16 protein-coding genes are annotated in these 17,833 nt (G+C 58.5%); 12 read left to right on the top strand and 4 right to left on the bottom strand.

The window, feature by feature from the left end:
- Positions 1-38 precede the first annotated feature (38 nt).
- The 3 genes from C9422_RS21735 to rssC all read left to right on the top strand — a co-directional run bounded on the left by C9422_RS21735 (position 39) and on the right by rssC (position 2,781).
- Positions 39-728 carry a VacJ family lipoprotein gene (locus C9422_RS21735; protein ID WP_104449709.1) on the top strand — a complete coding sequence of 230 codons (690 nt, stop codon included), beginning with the start codon at positions 39-41 and terminating at the stop codon, positions 726-728.
- Between the two features lie 389 nt (positions 729-1,117).
- Positions 1,118-2,299, top strand: a complete 1,182-nt coding sequence (rssB, locus tag C9422_RS21730; RefSeq protein ID WP_032829882.1) for a two-component system response regulator RssB — start codon at positions 1,118-1,120, stop codon at positions 2,297-2,299.
- Positions 2,299-2,781: an anti-sigma factor antagonist RssC gene (gene rssC / locus C9422_RS21725; RefSeq protein WP_007978612.1), complete on the top strand. Its 483-nt coding sequence runs from the start codon at positions 2,299-2,301 to the stop codon at positions 2,779-2,781. The genes rssB and rssC overlap by 1 nt, the downstream gene beginning before the upstream one ends.
- A 222-nt stretch (positions 2,782-3,003) precedes the next feature.
- Here the strand turns inward: rssC and tal are convergent, their stop codons facing one another.
- Positions 3,004-3,930: a transaldolase gene (gene tal / locus C9422_RS21715; protein WP_102698722.1), complete on the bottom strand. Its 927-nt coding sequence runs from the start codon at positions 3,928-3,930 to the stop codon at positions 3,004-3,006.
- Between the two features lie 201 nt (positions 3,931-4,131).
- The gene (locus C9422_RS21710; protein ID WP_116582089.1) at positions 4,132-5,097 is read right to left on the bottom strand and encodes a glycosyl hydrolase family 5; all 966 of its coding nucleotides are present in this window, start codon (positions 5,095-5,097) and stop codon (positions 4,132-4,134) included.
- Between the two features lie 290 nt (positions 5,098-5,387).
- Between C9422_RS21710 and C9422_RS21705 the strand changes: the two genes are divergently transcribed.
- Genes C9422_RS21705 through C9422_RS21670 form a run of 8 tightly spaced genes read left to right on the top strand, consistent with a single transcriptional unit; the run spans position 5,388 to position 14,875 of the window.
- A complete protein-coding gene (locus tag C9422_RS21705) occupies positions 5,388-5,828 on the top strand; it encodes a low molecular weight protein-tyrosine-phosphatase (protein ID WP_116582088.1) in 441 nt (146 codons plus the stop codon).
- A 39-nt stretch (positions 5,829-5,867) separates the two neighbouring features.
- On the top strand, positions 5,868-8,096 hold the full coding sequence (locus C9422_RS21700) for a polysaccharide biosynthesis tyrosine autokinase (protein ID WP_116582087.1): 2,229 nt from the start codon (positions 5,868-5,870) through the stop codon (positions 8,094-8,096).
- A 40-nt stretch (positions 8,097-8,136) separates the two neighbouring features.
- On the top strand, positions 8,137-9,219 hold the full coding sequence (locus tag C9422_RS21695) for a glycosyltransferase (RefSeq protein WP_116582086.1): 1,083 nt from the start codon (positions 8,137-8,139) through the stop codon (positions 9,217-9,219).
- A 15-nt stretch (positions 9,220-9,234) separates the two neighbouring features.
- Positions 9,235-10,347, top strand: coding sequence for a polysaccharide pyruvyl transferase family protein (locus C9422_RS21690; protein ID WP_116582085.1), 1,113 nt, complete (start codon positions 9,235-9,237; stop codon positions 10,345-10,347).
- Positions 10,344-11,573 (top strand): polysaccharide biosynthesis C-terminal domain-containing protein, encoded by a 1,230-nt coding sequence (locus C9422_RS21685; RefSeq protein ID WP_116582084.1) that lies wholly within the window; start codon positions 10,344-10,346, stop codon positions 11,571-11,573. The genes C9422_RS21690 and C9422_RS21685 overlap by 4 nt, the downstream gene beginning before the upstream one ends.
- On the top strand, positions 11,564-12,667 hold the full coding sequence (locus C9422_RS21680; protein WP_116582083.1) for a hypothetical protein: 1,104 nt from the start codon (positions 11,564-11,566) through the stop codon (positions 12,665-12,667). Before C9422_RS21685 ends, C9422_RS21680 begins: the two co-directional genes overlap by 10 nt.
- Positions 12,668-12,679: 12 nt before the next feature.
- Positions 12,680-13,717, top strand: a complete 1,038-nt coding sequence (locus tag C9422_RS21675; RefSeq protein WP_116582082.1) for an acyltransferase family protein — start codon at positions 12,680-12,682, stop codon at positions 13,715-13,717.
- A gap of 27 nt (positions 13,718-13,744) precedes the next feature.
- The gene (locus tag C9422_RS21670; protein WP_116582081.1) at positions 13,745-14,875 is read left to right on the top strand and encodes an SGNH/GDSL hydrolase family protein; all 1,131 of its coding nucleotides are present in this window, start codon (positions 13,745-13,747) and stop codon (positions 14,873-14,875) included.
- 181 nt (positions 14,876-15,056) lie between these two features.
- Here the strand turns inward: C9422_RS21670 and C9422_RS21660 are convergent, their stop codons facing one another.
- Positions 15,057-15,461, bottom strand: coding sequence for a mannose-1-phosphate guanylyltransferase (locus tag C9422_RS21660; RefSeq protein ID WP_116582080.1), 405 nt, complete (start codon positions 15,459-15,461; stop codon positions 15,057-15,059).
- A gap of 47 nt (positions 15,462-15,508) precedes the next feature.
- Positions 15,509-16,342: a UTP--glucose-1-phosphate uridylyltransferase GalU gene (gene galU, locus C9422_RS21655; RefSeq protein WP_102698711.1), complete on the bottom strand. Its 834-nt coding sequence runs from the start codon at positions 16,340-16,342 to the stop codon at positions 15,509-15,511.
- A 390-nt stretch (positions 16,343-16,732) separates the two neighbouring features.
- Between galU and galE the strand changes: the two genes are divergently transcribed.
- Entirely contained in the window at positions 16,733-17,749 is a 1,017-nt protein-coding gene (gene galE, locus C9422_RS21650) for a UDP-glucose 4-epimerase GalE (RefSeq protein ID WP_116582079.1), read from the top strand.
- Positions 17,750-17,833: the final 84 nt, after the last annotated feature.

The raw sequence follows: 17,833 nt of genomic DNA, 5'->3' as shown, positions 1-17,833 counted from the left end.
AGGCGCCCGAGCCGGTACAAACCAAGGAGTTTTTTTCTATGCGCTGGAGCAATCATCTAGCCAGGATTTGTGTATGCGCCAGTGTGATGCTGGTTCCGTTCGTTGCCCAGGCAGCCTCGGAAGATGATCCTTGGGAAAGCGTCAACCGCCCGATCTACAAGTTCAACGACGTGATCGACACCTACGCCCTCAAGCCCTTGGCCCAGGGCTACCAGTACATAACACCGCAGTTTGTCGAAGACGGCGTTCACAACTTTTTCCGGAACATCGGCGACGTGCGCAACCTCGCCAACGATATCCTGCAGGCCAAGCCCCGTGCCGCAGGCGTTGATACCGCACGCATCATTTTCAACACCACCTTCGGCTTGCTGGGCGTGATTGATGTCGGCACCAAAATGGGCCTGCAGCGCAACGACGAAGATTTCGGCCAGACGCTGGGTTACTGGGGTGTCGGCAGCGGCCCTTACGTGATGCTGCCGTTGCTGGGCCCAAGCACCTTGCGCGATGCACCGTCCAAGTACGTCGACAGCTACACGGGCGCCTATCGCTACGTGAACGACGTTCCCGTGCGTAACTCGTTCTTCGCCCTGGACATCATCGATACCCGTGCCAACCTGCTGTCGAGCGAGAAGCTGATCACCGGCGACAAGTACACCTTCATCCGTAATGCGTACTTGCAGAACCGGGAATTCAAGGTGAAAGACGGTCAGGTCGAAGACGATTTCTGATCTCGACCGGTAAAATGAAAAGGCGGCCATCAAGGTCGCCTTTTTTGTTTGCGAAGACCCCGCATGCGGATGAAATCGCGTTTTTCACTGGCGTCCCGACCGGTTTGACTCGTGGGTTCGAACCTTCCATTGGGTTACGGATTTGACTGTTCTTATAACTCTCGGTGATTTGACAAACAAAGTCGTCAAGCGACCATCGGCGTGAGCTTGAAACGCCCCGCGGATGGGAGTACCGTCTGCGCCTTAGAAGGGCACCTCTGGTGTACACGTGTGTAGGGCAAATGCCCGAAAGCGGTGCGACAGAGAGGCTAGAAAGCGAATCCAGTAGTGAGTGCCGGGTCAAAATCCCCGCCTGCTACGCCAACCTAATTCTGGCGCCGTTTGCCCACATGCCAAAAACCAGTGCCACGCTGCTGATAATCGATGATGACGAAGTAGTGCGCGCGAGCCTCGCCGCCTATTTGGAAGACAGTGGTTTCAGCGTCTTGCAGGCCAGCAATGGCCAGCAGGGTCTTCAGGTATTCGAGCAAGACAAGCCCGACTTGGTCATCTGCGATCTGCGCATGCCGCAGATGGGCGGACTCGAACTCATCCGCCAGGTCACCGAGCTGTCGCCGCAAACACCGGTGATCGTGGTGTCGGGTGCCGGCGTGATGAACGACGCGGTCGAGGCCCTGCGCCTGGGCGCGGCGGACTACCTGATCAAGCCTCTCGAAGATCTGGCCGTGCTCGAGCACTCTGTGCGCCGGGCCCTGGATCGCGCGCGCCTGCTACTGGAGAACCAGCGCTACCGCGAGAAGCTGGAGAAGGCCAACCGCGAGCTCGAAGCCAGCCTGAACCTGCTCCAGGAAGACCAGAACGCCGGTCGCCAGGTGCAGATGAACATGCTGCCGGTCAGCCCGTGGACCATCGACGAGTTCAAATTTGCTCACCAGATCATCCCGTCGCTGTACCTGTCGGGTGATTTCGTCGACTACTTTCGCGTCGACGAGCGTCGGGTAGCCTTTTACCTGGCGGACGTTTCCGGGCATGGCGCTTCTTCAGCCTTCGTCACCGTGCTGTTGAAGTTCATGACCACGCGCCTGCTGTTCGAATCCAAGCGCAGCGGCACCTTGCCGGAATTCAAGCCTTCAGAGGTTCTTGGTCATATCAACCGGGGCCTGATCAGTTGTAAGCTGGGTAAACACGTCACAATGGTCGGTGGAGTCATCGACGAGGAGACCGGTTTGTTGACCTATAGCATCGGTGGTCATTTGCCGTTGCCAGTGTTGTACACGCCAGACAGTGTTCGTTATCTGGAAGGGCGTGGCCTGCCGGTGGGCCTCTTCAACGAAGCCACCTATGAAGACCACGTGCTGGAATTGCCACCGACGTTCAGCCTGACGCTGATGTCTGATGGCATTCTGGACCTTTTGCCAGAACCCACACTCAAAGAAAAAGAAGCGGCGTTGCCCCAAAGGGTCAAGGCGGCGGGCGGCACCCTGGATGGGCTGCGGCAGGTTTTTGGATTGGCCACGCTAGGGGAGATGCCGGATGATATCGCCCTGTTGGTGTTGAGCAGGAATCTTTGATGAGTACCGGTAGAATCCAGTTCGCCGAGCAGGACGGCACCTTCGTCCTGAAGTTCGTCGGTGAAGTTCGCCTGACCCTGTGTTCGGCGTTGGATGCGACTATTGAGCGGATCTTCAGCGCGTTGAATTTCAACGCGATCGTGATCGATCTGACCGAAACCCGCAGCATCGACAGCACCACGCTTGGCCTTCTGGCCAAGCTGTCGATCCTGTCGCGGCAGAAAGTCGGACTGCTGCCGACCGTCGTCACCACCCACGAAGACATTACGCGGCTGCTGCAGTCCATGGGCTTCGAGCAGGTCTTCAACATCGTCGACAAGCCGGTGCCCTGCCCGGAATGCCTGGACGACCTGCCAGACCAGGATCAGTCCGAAGAGGTGGTGCGGATCAAGGTGCTCGAAGCGCACAAGATCCTCATGGGCCTGAACGACACCAATCGTGAAGCCTTCCATGACCTGGTGAATGCGCTCGAGCGGCACTGATTTCCTGAAATCTTGAGAACACTGTTGACCTGTGGCGAGGGGGCTTGTCGGATCGCCGCACCGTCCCGCTGGGCAGCGAAGCGGCCCCACCAAATGGGCCTGCTGCGCAGTCCAACGGGAGCAAGCTCCCTCGCCACACATCATCATCTGCCACAAAGTAACGCACTATAAAAAAGGGCGAACCCGTGAGGGTTCGCCCTTTTTGCATGACTCCCGCTCAGATCACAGCTTGGCCTGCAACAGCGCCTCAAGCTTCTCCTGATCCCGCGCGAACTGACGAATACCTTCAGCCAGCTTCTCGGTCGCCATCGCATCTTCGTTGGATAACCAGCGGAACTGCGATTCATTGAGGCTCAGGCGCGCTTCTCCGGCATGGCCAGGCGCCAGTTTGCGTTCCAGCTTGCCGGTATCCGCTGCCAGCTTGTCGATCAGGTCCGGGCTGATGGTCAGGCGGTCGCAGCCGGCCAGTTGTTCGATTTGGCCCAGATTACGGAAGCTCGCCCCCATGACCACGGTCTTGTAGTCATTGGCCTTGTAGTAGTTGTAGATGCGCGTCACCGACTGCACGCCCGGATCATCCGCGCCGGTGTAATCGTTGCCGTTGGCTTTCTTGTACCAGTCGTAGATACGGCCCACGAACGGCGAAATCAGGAACACCCCGGCATCGGCACAGGCGGCTGCCTGGGCGAAGGAGAACAGCAGGGTCAGGTTGGTCTGGATGCCTTCCTTTTCCAGGATCTCGGCGGCGCGGATGCCTTCCCAGGTGGAGGCGATCTTGATCAGTACGCGGTCGCGGCCAATGCCGGCCTTGTCGTACAGCTCGATCAGGCGGTGGGCGCGCTTCAACATGGCATCGCTATCGAACGACAGGCGCGCATCCACTTCGGTGGAAATGCGGCCCGGGATCACTTTCAGGATTTCCTGACCCACGGCCACGCCGAAACGGTCGCTGGCCAGGCCCACATCGCCCTTGCAGTCGTTGACGCTGGCGTTCAGCAGCTCGGCATACGCAGGAATGGCCGCGGCCTTGAGCAGCAGGGAAGGGTTGGTGGTGGCGTCCACCGGTTTAACGCGAGCGATCGCTTCGAAGTCGCCGGTGTCGGCAACCACGGTGGTCATTTGTTTGAGTTGTTCCAGCTTGGAAGTCATGGGCGTGCTCTGTCCTATGGGTCTGATGACATTACCCGAGCGCTGACAGCCACTCAAGGGCGTGTACGTGTATAGACGGCCCCTGCGGCAACAACCTGAAAACGATTGTTTGAAAGGCGGGGCGTGGTATCGATGAATACGATGCCGAAACGCGGCACAGGTTCAAAGCAACTGACCGTCAGCGCCCCGTGAACGTACGTCCTACTGCGTTTTCAACTGGGTAGAGACGGCCATTTTCGCCGGTTTTGCCTGGCCGTCGGAGGTCAGGAAACCGAAATTCCGCTCCCGGTCGTTGCTGCCCGTTTCACTGTTTTTCCACTCGTAAATCGATGTCAGCGGGATGTCGAGCTTCTTGACGTCGGCGATGAAGGTGCTGATTTTGCTGGCCTGGGCTTCAATCCCGCCGTTTGAGCTGAGGGAGGGCACGCCCCATTCACTGATGACGCCCGGCAGATGGTAGTTCTGCTGAATAAACGCCTGGGTCTTGCTGATCTGCTCGCCGGACATGCCATAGGGGTGATAGGAGATTGCACTCAGGCATCGGGGGTATTCACCGACGATTTTCTTCAGCGCCAAGGCTGACGTGGTGCCAACACTCGGTGGCCGGGCGAAACCAAAGCCGATCAGCGGCGTCGATGGCGGTTGGTCCTGCAGCGACTTGCACAGGGCACTCATGAACGGCACAAAGGTCGTGTCGAGCTTCCGGGTTGGCCAGTACTTCGCCAGGTCCGGTTCGTTCCATATTTCAATCGCGACGAGTTGCGCACCGTATGATTTTTCCAGCCCCTTCACCGAACTGGCGAAGGATTCGCCCGCCGCAACGAGTTCGTGGGTGTTGTCGGGCGCGGAGGCCAGCGCGTTGGTCGAACGTACGGTCATCAGTACCGGCAGATCGGCGGACCTGGCTGCGGCAAAGGCGTCGCTGATCTGCTTTTGATACGCCGCGCCGCCCAGGCTGTTGGTCCACACGCCAAAACGCACGAATCCGAAGCCGGCGGCCTTGATTTGCTCGGCATCGGCAGGGGAGAAGGTCTGGATCTTCACCTGGACACCGATGGTCTTGTTGGCGGCCAGTACGGGGAACAAGTCACTGGCGTAAACCTGACTGGCTGCACCCAGCATTAACAGGGCTGAAGCGCTAAGCCGTTTGAAGCGTACTGCTTTCATGCCTGCACTCCTGGCGGGTAATGACATTTTCCAATCGTTGACGCGTTACTTTCATTTCGATACTCGCGAGGGTGCGAAGTGCGCGAATGTTATTTTTTGTCAGGCAATCAGCTTCGGAAAATCACAGTTATTTTTGGTCCGGTAATTCTGGTTGGGTGGCTTTTGGGGGCTGTGGTACTTAATGCACTTGTATTAACAGGGCGAATCTATTTCTCAGTGCCGCGGGGTCTTGTGGGTTCACTAAAGCCCACTGGCATATTGGCCTATTGATATTACATGGGAAAGTAACCTTGTTCAGAAAGATCCTTGTCGTTTGCGTGGGCAATATCTGCCGAAGTCCGACCGCAGAAACTTTGCTGCGTAACGCGCTGGCCCCTTCAACGATCACTGTCACCTCGGCGGGCCTTGCCGCACGGGTAGGCGAGGCCATTGAGCCGTCGGCCCTCCAGGTTCTGGAAGACCATGGGCACAGTGCCCAGGGGTTTAAGGCGCGGCAAATTACACCGGACATCGTTAATGAATCAGACCTGATTCTGGTCATGGAAAAAGAGCATGTAAAACAAGTACTGAAGATTGCCTCTCATGCCAGGGGCAAAGTGTTTCTGCTCGGAAAGTGGCAGAGCGAGCGAGAAATACAGGATCCGTATCGTCAAGGAAAGGCCGCTTTTATTCATGCCCATGCATTGATTGAAGATGCTGTTAGCTCATGGGCGCAGCGCCTCGGACATTGATGAACATTCTTCAGATCAGTGAATGGTAAGAACAAACTTATGCAGTTACCGTCAGTAATCGGCACCCGTGACAACGATCAAGACAGCATTGATCTTCTGGGCATATTTGGCTCCCTGGTTGACCAGAAATGGTTGATCGGCGCGCTCACCGGTGCCTTCATGGCGACCGGCGTTGCCTATGCGGTTTTGGCAACGCCCGTGTACCTGGCGAACGCGCTGGTGCAGGTCGAACCGAAGAAGAACGACATGCTCGGGTTCTCCGATCTCAACAGCATGCTCGGCGGGCAATCGCCGTCGGTGACCGAAATCGGCATCATCAAGTCCCGCGCGGTGATCGGCAAAACGGTCGATGATCTGCGCCTTGATATCGACGTCACCCCCAACACCTTCCCGGTCATCGGCGGTTTTCTCGCCCGACGTTATCGCGGCGAGACCGAGTCCAGTGTTGCGGCGCCGCGTTTCGGCCTGAACAGCTACGCCTGGGGCGGTGAGCGCCTGGAGATCAACCGGCTCAATCTGCCGAAAGAACTGCTGGGCAAGAAACTCACGCTGATTGCCGGTGAACAGCATCAATTCCAGTTGTTCGATGAAAACGACAACCTGCTGGTCGAAGGCGTCGCTGGCGAGGCGTTCGCGAAAGACGGTATCGAGGGGCAGATCGCTCAGTTGTCGGCGAACCCTGGCACCCGCTTCGAAGTGGTGCGCAATCCACGGATCGTGACCATCCAGAGCTACCAGGATGCGCTGGATATTGCCGAGCAAGGCAAGGAGTCGGGGATTATTCGTCTGGCCCTGGCCAGCACCGACGCCGCCGAGGCGGTGAAAATCCTCAACAAGATCGCTTCGTTGTATGTGCAGCAGAACGTCCAACGCACGTCGGCGGAAGCGGCGCAAAGCCTGGCGTTCCTGCAAGGCCAGCTGCCACAGGTCAAACGCGACCTGGCCAAGGCCAGCGATGCGCTCAACGGTTATCAGACCCGCGGCAAGACGGTCAACATTTCCCTCGAAACACAATCGGTGCTGGAGCAGGTCGTCAGTCTGGACACTCGTATCTCCGAACTGAAAATGCAACAGGCGGAGATGGATCGCAAGTTCACCCGGCAGCATCCGGCGTATCGCGCGCTGATGACCCAGATCGGCGAATTGACCCAGCAACAGAAGGCGCTGGAGAGCAAGGCCCAGGACCTGCCGGCGACGCAACAGGAACTGCTGAACCTGACCCGCGATGTGGAAGTGGCGTCGCAGATCTACACGCAACTGCTGAACAAATCTCAGGAGCTGGACATCGTCCGGGCAGGGGCGGTGGGCAATGTGCGCTTGATCGACTCCGCGGATGTCGACCTGACCAGCCCGGTCAAACCGAAAAAAGCCTTGATCGTTCTGATTGCAACCTTCCTCGGTGCCTTTTTTGGGGTCGCGCTGGTGTTGCTGCGCAAGTCCCTGAGCCGGGGCCTGGAAGGTCCGGAGGCCATCGAGCAACTCGGCTTGCCGGTGTACGCGTCGATTCCATACAGCGCACTGCAGCAGGAAGAAGACAGTAAAAAAATTCGCGCCAAGGACGGGGCGGACAAGCCAGCGTACCTGTTGGCCCTGCGTAATCCGACGGACTTGTCCATCGAGTCGATCCGCAGTTTGCGCACCTGCCTGCACTTTGCCGGGCTGGATTCGACCAGCAACCGGATCATGATTTCCGGCCCGAGCCCCCAGGTCGGCAAGACCTTCGTCTCTTCCAACCTGGCGGCGGTCATGGCGCAGAGCGGGCAGCGAGTGGTGCTGATCGATGCCGACATGCGCAAAGGCCATCTGCACAAGACGCTGAACACACCGATCGACAACGGTTTGTCGGACCTCCTGGTCAAGCGCTGCAGCCTCGAGCAGGCGATCCATAAAGTCGAAGTCGACAACCTGCATTTCATCAGTCGCGGGCAGGTCCCGCCCAATCCTTCCGAGCTGCTGATGCACGCCAACTTTCGTGAGCTGCTGGCGCAACTCAGCGAGCTGTATGACGTGGTGATCATCGACACGCCACCGCTGCTGGCGGTGACGGATGCGGCGATTGTCGGTCGCGAAGCGGGGATCAGCCTGATTGTCACGCGCTTCGGGGTGAACCCGGCCAAAGAGATCGAACTGACGATTCGGCGCTTCGCCCAGAACGGCATCGAGTTGAAGGGCGCCGTGTTCAACGGCGTCGAGAAGCGCGCGGCCAGCTACTACGGCAACGGCGGCTACGGCTATTACAACTACGAATACGCGTCCGACAAATCCTGAGTGTCAGCGGTTGTCCTTTCATGTTTGAAGTGGGTGAGTTGTGAAAAAAATACTGCACGTGGCAGAGACGATCAAAGGTGGCGTCGCGACGGTGATCCGTACGATTTCGGCTTCCCCCGAAGGCGACGCGGCAAACTATGAGCTGGTCTATCTGGTCCCGCAGGATCAGGAAAAGGAACTGCACGGGATTGCCGGGCAACAGATCCGCACCTTCGCCAGGACCGGACGCAATGTGCCGTCGTTGCTGCGCTTCGCCTGGCGCTTGACCCAGGTGATGCTCAAGGAAAAACCCGATGTCGTGCATTTGCACAGCACCTTTTCCGGGGTTATCGGGCGTTGCGTGTGCGTGCTGTTGCGACCTTGGCGCAAGCCGAAAGTCGTCTACTGCCCCCATGCCTTTTCGTTCCTGATGGAAAGTTCGCCGACCAAGCAGAAAGCCTACGCGTGGATCGAGCGGGTATTGCAGAAGGTCACCGACGTGATCATCTGCGTCAGCCAGTACGAGCTCGACAAAGCCGCACGCTTCGGCATTCAGCGCAAACGCATGAAGCTGATCTACAACGGCATTCATCACAAGGATGACGCGCCGAAAGCCAGCAGCCCCGCGCCCATTCATCTGCTCTTTGTCGGCCGTCTCGACTATCAGAAAGGCTTCGACGTGTTGCTCAAGGCTTTCGCCAACGTCCAGCGCAGCGACCTGAAGCTGACGGTAGTCGGCAGTGCGGTCAACGAAGATTCGGTCGAGTGCCCACCGATGGACGGGGTTGAATACCTGCCATGGGTGACGCCGAGCGAAGTCCAGGCGCTGTACCGCAAAGCCGATGCGCTGATCGTCCCGAGTCGCTGGGAAGGCTTTGCCATGGTGCCGCTCGAGGGCATGGCCATGGGCTTGCCGGTGATTGCCAGCAACTGCACGTCGCTGCCCGAACTGGTCACCAACGAAGTGTCGGGCTACGTCTTCCCCAGCGGCGACCACCAGGCGCTGGCCGATGTGCTGACGAAAATCCAGAAGCCCCGGTTGCTCGACCTTGGCAGCGAAGGACGCAGCATCGTCCGCGAGCGCTTCAGCGCCGCGTTGATGATTCGCCAGACCTATGACCTGTATCGCGCCCCCACTTTTTAAGTAGAACTCAAGCATATGAACGTAACGATTTTGCATGGCTACAGTGCGTCCAACTCCGGTGACGGTCTGCTCGTGGATCTGGCCATTGCCCTGGTGCAGCGAAACTTTGGTGAGGACACCTCGATCAGTGTCGTGGCTTCCGATCCAGAGTCCTTCAGTTACTTGCCGCACCCGCGTTTTGACGCGCCGGTCATGGCGGCCAAGGGGCTGGGGCGGGTCAAGCAAGCGGTGTTCCTCAACCAGTCCTACGCCGGTCTCGCGGATCTGTTGAAGAAAACCGATTTGATCGTCGGCGTCGGTGGCGGCTACATGCGCTCCAAAAGCGCCTTCGAACACATCAAGTTGAAACTGGGCCACGCCAAGCAACTGGAAACGGCGATCCTCAGCAAAGTGCCGTCGGTGTACCTGCCGCAAAGCATCGGGCCGTTCCACGGCGAGAGCAGCAAGATCGTCGAGCATTACGCCAGCGCCGATGCGGTGTTCGTGCGCGACAATCGCTCATCGGCGATTTTCGATGCCTGTGAAAATGTCTACCGCGCACCGGATCTGGCGGTCCAGTCATTGGCCAGCAAAATCCTCATGCAGCCCAAGTTCACCCGTTGCGCCTCATCGCCGGCAACGGTGTGCGTCGTGCTGCGCAAACCGCCAGAGTGGAGCAAGGAGAAGAAGGTCGCCTACGTGGCCAATCTGAAGTTGCTGCTGCAGCGCTTGAAGAACAAAAGCAAAGTGGTTTGCGCGGTGCAGAGCGCCGTGCGCGGTAACGATGACGGTGCGTTCTATCGCGAACTGGGCATTACCGAAGACCTGCTGCCATTGAAAGCGACCTTGGCCAAATACCAGCCGGACCTGGTGATTTCCGTGCGCCTGCACGGCGCCATCGAATCGCTGCTGTCCGGCGTCCCGGCCTACCACATCAGCTATGAGCGCAAAGGTTTCGGCGCCTATCAGGACATGGGGGTGGAAGACTGGGTGATCAACGGCGGCGACATCAACGTCGACACCATCATCGACACGGTCTACGCACCGAATGCGCTGTCGAATTTCGGCCAGCGCCTGACCGATACCTGCCGCGAGATCGAGGCAAAAACCGTGGCCATGGACGACATCATCAAAGGTATCGTTCGATGATATTTCGGCTACTGCTTCGCGGCGGGGCATTGGGCGCGAAGTTTTTGCTGGTGCTGGCGATCACCCATTTCCTCGGTTATGAGGCACTGGGTTTTTACGGCGTGGTGGTCGCTGCCTCGTTGATTGCGTCGAAGTTCTACAGCGTCGGCTTCAGTTCCGAAATCAATCGGCTGATCAGCGTCGGCGGCAGTTCGCGACGGGTCGTCGACAAGGTTCTGCTGCTGTACCTGGCCGTGGGGCTGCTGTTGTCGGTGGCGACGGTGCTGGTCTATTCGCTGTTCCAGGCAGTCGAGGCGACGACCGCGCTGATCCTCTGCGTGACCCTGGTTTTGCTCACCGAACACCTGTCGTTCGAAATCAACTCCTTCGTGTTTTCCGCGCAGAAAGCCACGGCCGGCGCACTGCTGTTTTTCATCAAGACCGGTCTCTGGGCGCTGTTGGCCGTTGGCGGGATGATGCTCGGCTGGGTGTCCGGGATCGCCAGTGTGCTGTGGTTGTGGGTGGCGGCCAACGTGCTGGTGATCGTGGCCGGCTACCTGATCGTGGTGAAGGTGCACAAAGGCCGGGTGAGCGGGACGCTGGCCACGGCAACCGTGTGGAAGGCCGGGCTGCCGTTCTATCTCGGCACAGGCTTGATCGCGTTGAGTCAGTACGCCGAACGCTTTCTGATCGTCGATCTGGAACCCTACGCCAGCCTCGGTAAATACGTGTACGCCTGGTCGGCGGCCAATACCTTGCAGGCGCTGTCCTATGCGGTGGTGGCGGTGGTCGGCATTCCGGTGCTCGCCAAGCGTTTTCAGGCTGATCGACAGCCGTTCACGGTCCGGCAGCTGTTCGTGAACAAATGGGTCATGCGCTCGCTGGTGGTGTCCGCTGCGGTGGCGGTGCTGATTTATCTGTTCTTCAACATTGTGCTCGATTACGTCGCCACGAGTGTTCCGCGTCCGGACAATGCGATCCTTGGCGTGCTGATTTTTTCCTTCGCGTTGCGCGCGATTGGCGACATCGTCTGGGGCGGGCTGATTGCCTCGAAGAACAGCCGGGTGTCACTGGCCAGTGCGGCGATCTGCTTGTTGGTTTCGGTGCCGGTCAGCTACGTGCTGATCAAGCACTACTCGATCTACGGCGCTGCCTGGGGCAATGTCTTGGCGATCATCGTGCAGCTCGGCGTGATTGCCGTGTTGACCCGTGTGACCCGGCCGAAAGGGGCTTTGGCATGGGGTTGAAGCTGCCGTGCATCGAGTTTCGCGGCAAGAGACTCGATTCCTCGATTTCGTTCCTGATCCTCTTCACCGGGTTGTTTCTGTCGGTGGCCATGCCGCTGTTGGTCCCCCGCGATCCTGGCCCGGACGCCATGACCTTGTGGTCGTCCTACGCCCGTGCCGACAACTGCAATTTCTGGAACCCGTTCTCGCCGGACCGCTCTTCCTATGAGTGTTCGGCGTTTCTGCTGCGGCCCACCGGGATCAATCTGACCAATGCCTGGGCCTACGGCATGTTCTGCAATTTTTTCCTCACGGCGATTCCCGTGGTGGTCTTCCGGCGCATGCCTCTGGCGATTTTCGGCACGCTGTGTCTGTGGGGCATCGTTCGCTCGTTTTTCCTGGAAAACCTGACCAAGGAAATCATCGTGTCGGTGGCGGTGTTGAGCATTTTGCTCAGCGCCCTGACGCGCAAATATCGCGGCGGATTCTTCCTCTCGGCGGTGATCTACGGCGTGCTGATCCGGCCCTACTGGATTCTGTTTTCACTGTCCTGGGTCGGCGTCTGCGTGATGAAGAAGTATGTTTCGCGCTTCACCTTCTTCCTGATGCTGTTCCTGTTCTACCTGGCGGTCGCCATGGCGATCCAGGTGGCACTCGGGTTTCCGGTGTCGTCGATTCGCGCCAGTAACAACGAACTGCGCACGGCGGGCGAGGAGGGTTCCAAGTCGTTGATCGTCTCGTGGCTCAGCGGCAGCGACTTTGTCTCCCAGGCACTGGACTCGATGATCATCTTCTTCCGGTTGTCGTTCCCGGTGGAGCTGATCCTGTTGTCCGGGCCGGGGCAGGTGATCTTCGTGGCTTTGATGATCATGACCGCGTTGCTGCTGTTCAAAGTCATCACCTCGACCGATTACAAAGGCGCGCCGATCCAGACCAAACCCAAGGAACTGATCGCGATTCCGCTGGCATTTTTGCTGGTTCAAGGGTTGTTCGAGCCGGACTTCGGCTCCTTCGCACGGCACTTCTCGATGGTGGTGCCGGTGCTGTTCGTGGGCCTGGGATTGATGTTGCGGGCGAACAAGCCGGTGCAGGTTGAATCAAGAATTCTGAATTGAGGCAGGTGCTTTATGTCGAGCAAGAAAAAGTCCCTGGAGATCGAAACCCTGCGCGGCCTGGCGTGCCTGCTGCTGGTGCTCTATCACGTCATCGGCCCGTTGGGCGGCGGCTTGAAAATAGACCTGGGCTCGCCGTTCCGGGTGATCGCCGACTCGATGGTGTATGTGCGCATGCCGCTGTTCACCTTCATCTCCGGCTACATCTATTCCATCTACAAAATCCGCGGCAATGACTTTTCGGCGTTCTTCTCCGGCAAGGTGCGACGGCTGATCGTGCCGCTGTTCTGCGTGGGCGTGCCGTTCTCCGTATTGCAGGCGGTTGGCCCGGGCGTGAACAAGGACGTCGGCGTGATCGATGCGTTGTTGTCGTTCTGGGTGCCGGTCAACCACTTCTGGTTCTTGCAGGCGGTGTTCATCATTTTCATGTTCGTCGGCCTGCTGGAGTGGCGTGGTTTGCTGCGTTCGGCGACGCGCCTGTATCTGCTGTTTGCCTTTGCGGCGGTGCTGTTCTTGCTACCGCCGTTCAAGTTCGATGCGTTCGGCATCAACGGCGCGATCTACCTGCTACCGTTTTTTGTGGCGGGGATGATTGGCCAGGAAAATGTCGATGGGTTGAAGCAACGGTTCAAGGTGATCGGGCCGTTGGTGTTTGCGTTGATCTCGCTGACGCTGTTGTACGTGGCGGCGATTGATCGCGAGTTGATCGTCGACCGCCGCAGCCTGATCGGTTTGACGGTGGGGTGCGTGTCCTGCATTGCGTTGCTGTCGAGTAACATGCGCTCGAAATGGCTGACCTGGCTCGGCGGGTATTCCTATGCGATCTTCTTGTTCCATGTACTGTTTGCCGCCACTTCGCGGTTTGTCCTGGGACGTTTGGGCGTGAAGGACGAAAGCCTTCTGGTGCTCGGTGGCCTGACGTGTGGCTTGCTGGGGCCGGTGGTGCTATCGATGGTTTTCAGTCGATTCAACTTCACCTCCGTGCTGTTCCTGGGTGAGCGTGCGGCGGCGAAAAAGCCGCCGGTAAACGTCGCCCCGGTGCCCCAGACCTGATGAGTACCCGAGTGAAGGAAGCGATGCATGTTGGCAGTTGATGACGTCCAGCCAGTTGCGGCGTCAGTGGTCGAAGTCGGCGACGCTCGTGAACGGTTTGGCCAGTGGCGCGAAGGGAAGGGTGGAAAGGTCCTGTCCATCTCGGTGATCGGCGACAGCTACAGTGCCGGGCAGGATTTCTATCTGAACAAACTGGTGCAGCGGCTGGCCGGGGAGGCGGGTTTCGCCGGTCCCGGCTATGTCGGCTTCAACCACGGCGCTGCACTTGGCGGCACGCACTTCAAATACACCCGCAGCAGTGAGAAGTACTTCGGCGGTGACTGGCAAGTGTCCGCCCTCGGCCAGGCCAGCCCCGACAGTCGTACCCTTGCCGGTCGGCCCGGTGCCTGGCTGGAGATCGATGCCGATCCGACACCGACCATCAACACGGCTGTCACCCAGGCGAAATTGCTCTACCTCGGCAATGGCGAACCCAATGTGGTTCGCTACCGCTGGGCACCGTCGCAATCCTGGCAGCCATTGACGCTCGCAGGTTCAGGGGTTCAGGAAGTGCCACTGCCAGGCACATCGGCAGCGAAAGACTGGGCGTTCCGGCTGGAAGTGGTGAGGGGCGCGCCAACGCTCTTCGGCCTGTGGATGAGCAACGAACAGGGCGGCGTGAGGGTGTCCAAACTCGCGGCGTCCGGTGCGGCGTCCGCTGACTTCTACCACAGCGATGGCCGTTGGCAGGCGCAGTGGAAGACGGTGGTGTCGGAGATTCCCGCCGACATCTACCTGATCATGCTGGGTGGCAACGACCAGGGCTTTGGCGTGAAACCCGAGCAGTACCTGAAGAACATTCAGGGGCTGGTGGGGATGGTCCGCGAGATTCAACCGGCGGCGAGCATTAACCTGATCCTGCGTCAGGACACCACGCGTTCCAGTGCTTACCCGATGTCGGCTTATGCGCAAGTCCTGGAACCCTGGGCACGCAAGGAACACCTCGGTTACGCCAATCTGCAGTGCGCGTTCGGCGCCGACTTCAAGCGCTATGCCGCCACCATGATCGGCCCGGACAAGATTCATCCGGTTCCGGCCACGGGTGGGCGGGTGATTGCCGATTACTTCTATCGCTGGATTGCTGGTGGACAGGACGGCTGCGATGCCGACGTGATGTAGGAGCTGCGACAGTTTTCGGTTTTTTCGAATGTCTCCGGGTGGGGGCGTTGCAACAATTCGACCTTTTTGAATGTCGCCGGCTTGATGTAGGAGCTGCCGAAGGCTGCGATCTTTTGATTTTGTTTTTCAGGATCAGGATCAAAAGATCGCAGCCTGCGGCAGCTCCTACAGGGGGCTGTGACTATTCGAATGTCTCCAGGTGACTCAGCAGCTCTGCGGTTTTAAGCGGCATCAGTTGCGTAGCACAACGGGTCTCCACGTTGATGATGATGGCCGGGTCGTTGCAGCAAATGCGCACCCTGAACCGCCAGTCGCTGAATATCACTTTCAGTCCATCGCGGTCGTCGATTTCCAGCGCCTGCCCGCGGTAAAGCCTTTTCAGGTGAGCGAGGAGGGGATAGGGGTCGAGCATCGGCCGACGGATGTCTCCGGAAGAGGGAAACATACCGATGCGCTCCACCAGCAGAGTGGGGCCGAGCCAGGATTCGTTGGCGCTCGGCAACCGCTGATGGCGCGATAACGAGGACATCACCCCGAGGTTGCCCACCTCCATTTCAATATATGCCGAGAGTTGTGCAATGTTCATGGTTGGCCTGCCTGAATGAAGAGTGGGCGTCGGGGGTTGGAGCCGTCCTAGCGGCCCTTCAAATACACGTTTTCGTAGCAGAAGTTGGTCGCCTGCAAGTAACCCTCGGCGTCGCCGCAATCGAAGCGCAAACCCTTGAACTTGTAGGCCAGCACACAACCGTTCTGCGCCTGTTTCATCAGCGCGTCGGTGATCTGGATTTCCCCGCCTTTACCCGGTTCGGTGTCGGCGATCAGGTCGAAGATATCCGGCGTCAGAATGTAGCGGCCGATGATCGCCAGGTTCGACGGGGCGTCCTGCGGGGCCGGTTTTTCCACCATGTTGTTGACCCGGTAAATCCCGTCGGAGATCGGCTCGCCAGCAATCACGCCGTACTTGTGGGTCTGGTCGCGGGGGACTTCCTGGATGGCCACGATCGAGCAGCGGAATTTCTTGTACAGCTCGATCATTTGCGTGAGCACGCCATCACCTTCCAGGTTCAGGCACAGGTCATCGGCCAGTACCACGGCGAAGGGTTCGTCGCCGATCAACGGACGACCACTGAGAATCGCGTGGCCCAGGCCCTTCATTTCCACCTGGCGGGTGTAGGAGAAGGTGCAGGTGTCGATGAGCTCGCGGGTTCCGGCCAGGAACTTCTCTTTCTCGGTGCCGCGAATCTGGTGCTCCAGCTCATAGCTGATGTCGAAGTGATCTTCCAGCGCGCGCTTGCCCCGCCCGGTGACGATCGCCATGTGTTGCAAGCCGGCGTCCCGTGCTTCTTCGACGGCGTACTCGATCAATGGCTTGTTGACGATCGGCAGCATTTCCTTGGGCATGGCTTTGGTTGCCGGCAAGAAACGAGTGCCATAGCCGGCAGCGGGGAACAAACATTTACGAATCATAAAAGTATCCTGGACAGTCATGGAACACAGCCAACGGGTGCGCGCAATAACGAGTGATTGCAAGTTTCAATGATTATTGAAGGCTTACTTTAATACCTGAGACTGGCCACTAGTGGCAAATAGCAATGTGCGGATAACGCGACAATGTTATGAGATGTCGGGTTGATAGTTGTTAGTTATTTTTAGTCGGTATCTGTTGATAGTGGTGAGTGCGTCGGAATGCTAATAAGTATTCCGCAATACAGTTTGGCCTGAAAAAATATTTATTGCCAGCCGTTGAACTAATTTTGTTTTGGGTTGTTGTCGCTCTTGTTTGTGTGGTTCAGCACACAACTTTAACAAGAGGGGCTTGACACGCAACTTCGCACTTTTCCCACTATGGACCGCGCTATGAAAATTCTGGTAACGGGTGGAGCTGGATATATCGGTTCGCACACCACGCTCGCGCTGCTTGAGGCAGGCTATGAAGTTGTTGTGCTGGATAATCTTTGCAATAGCAGCGACGCGGCATTGCACGCGGTGGAAGCCATTTGCGGCAAGAGTGCGCTGATGATTCGCGGCGATGTGTGCGACCGGGCCTTGCTGGACCGGATTTTCCAGCAGCACGCCATCGATGCCGTCCTGCACTTTGCTGGTCTCAAGGCCGTGGGCGAGAGCGTGCGCAAGCCGCTTGAGTATTACGAGACCAACGTCAGCGGCAGCATCACGCTGTGTCAGGCGATGGCCGCTGCCGGGGTGTTTCGCCTGGTGTTCAGTTCATCGGCCACGGTATACGGCGAGCCGGAGCAGATGCCGATCCGCGAGGATTTCCCCACGGGCAACCCCACCAATCCCTACGGTCAATCCAAGTTGATCGTCGAAAATGTACTGCGCGACCTGAGCCTGGCCGAACCGCGCTGGAGCATCGCGCTGTTGCGTTACTTCAACCCGATCGGCGCGCATGACAGCGGCCATCTGGGCGAAGACCCGAGTGGCATTCCGAACAACCTGGTGCCCTACATCAGCCAGGTGGCGGTGGGCAGCCTGCGGGAGTTGTCGATCTTCGGCAACGATTACCCCACGGTCGACGGTACCGGGGTGCGCGACTACATCCACGTCGTGGACCTGGCGGACGGGCATCTGAAGGCCTTGCAGTCCATCGCCGGGCGCACTGGCATCCATACCTGGAACCTGGGCACGGGCGATGGCTACAGCGTGTTGCAAGTACTGCGAGCGTTTGAGCAGGCATGTGGCCAGCCGGTGCCCTATCGGATGATGCCGCGTCGCTCGGGTGATATCGCCGAGAGCTGGGCCGACCCTTCCAAGGCGCAGAAGGAACTGGGCTGGAAAGCCACGCGCAACTTGCAGGACATGGTCGTCGATACCTGGCGCTGGCAATCCAATCACCCCAAGGGCTACCTGGGATGATGGCGTTTTAGCCCAATGTTATTTCCGGTCAGGTTGTTAGATATCGTCGGGAAAATACACTGGCCATGCCTTTTGCAAGTCCGT

This window comes from Pseudomonas sp. B1(2018) (assembly GCF_003097365.1).
Lineage (GTDB): Bacteria > Pseudomonadota > Gammaproteobacteria > Pseudomonadales > Pseudomonadaceae > Aquipseudomonas > Aquipseudomonas laurylsulfatiphila.
The sequence above is the reverse complement of the archived record's forward strand: the minus strand, read 5'-3'. Positions and strand labels throughout refer to the sequence as shown.

What these genes read in the sequence shown, in the direction of transcription:
- C9422_RS21735 (WP_104449709.1), top strand. Translation starts at nt 39, where the DNA reads ATGCGCTGGAGCAATCATCTAGCCAGGATTTGTGTATGCGCCAGTGTG.
- rssB (WP_032829882.1), top strand. Translation starts at nt 1,118, where the DNA reads ATGCCAAAAACCAGTGCCACGCTGCTGATAATCGATGATGACGAAGTA.
- rssC (WP_007978612.1), top strand. Translation starts at nt 2,299, where the DNA reads ATGAGTACCGGTAGAATCCAGTTCGCCGAGCAGGACGGCACCTTCGTC.
- tal (WP_102698722.1), bottom strand. Translation starts at nt 3,930, where the DNA reads ATGACTTCCAAGCTGGAACAACTCAAACAAATGACCACCGTGGTTGCC.
- C9422_RS21710 (WP_116582089.1), bottom strand. Translation starts at nt 5,097, where the DNA reads ATGAAAGCAGTACGCTTCAAACGGCTTAGCGCTTCAGCCCTGTTAATG.
- C9422_RS21700 (WP_116582087.1), top strand. Translation starts at nt 5,868, where the DNA reads ATGCAGTTACCGTCAGTAATCGGCACCCGTGACAACGATCAAGACAGC.
- C9422_RS21690 (WP_116582085.1), top strand. Translation starts at nt 9,235, where the DNA reads ATGAACGTAACGATTTTGCATGGCTACAGTGCGTCCAACTCCGGTGAC.
- C9422_RS21685 (WP_116582084.1), top strand. Translation starts at nt 10,344, where the DNA reads ATGATATTTCGGCTACTGCTTCGCGGCGGGGCATTGGGCGCGAAGTTT.
- C9422_RS21680 (WP_116582083.1), top strand. Translation starts at nt 11,564, where the DNA reads ATGGGGTTGAAGCTGCCGTGCATCGAGTTTCGCGGCAAGAGACTCGAT.
- C9422_RS21675 (WP_116582082.1), top strand. Translation starts at nt 12,680, where the DNA reads ATGTCGAGCAAGAAAAAGTCCCTGGAGATCGAAACCCTGCGCGGCCTG.
- C9422_RS21670 (WP_116582081.1), top strand. Translation starts at nt 13,745, where the DNA reads ATGTTGGCAGTTGATGACGTCCAGCCAGTTGCGGCGTCAGTGGTCGAA.
- C9422_RS21660 (WP_116582080.1), bottom strand. Translation starts at nt 15,461, where the DNA reads ATGAACATTGCACAACTCTCGGCATATATTGAAATGGAGGTGGGCAAC.
- galU (WP_102698711.1), bottom strand. Translation starts at nt 16,342, where the DNA reads ATGATTCGTAAATGTTTGTTCCCCGCTGCCGGCTATGGCACTCGTTTC.
- galE (WP_116582079.1), top strand. Translation starts at nt 16,733, where the DNA reads ATGAAAATTCTGGTAACGGGTGGAGCTGGATATATCGGTTCGCACACC.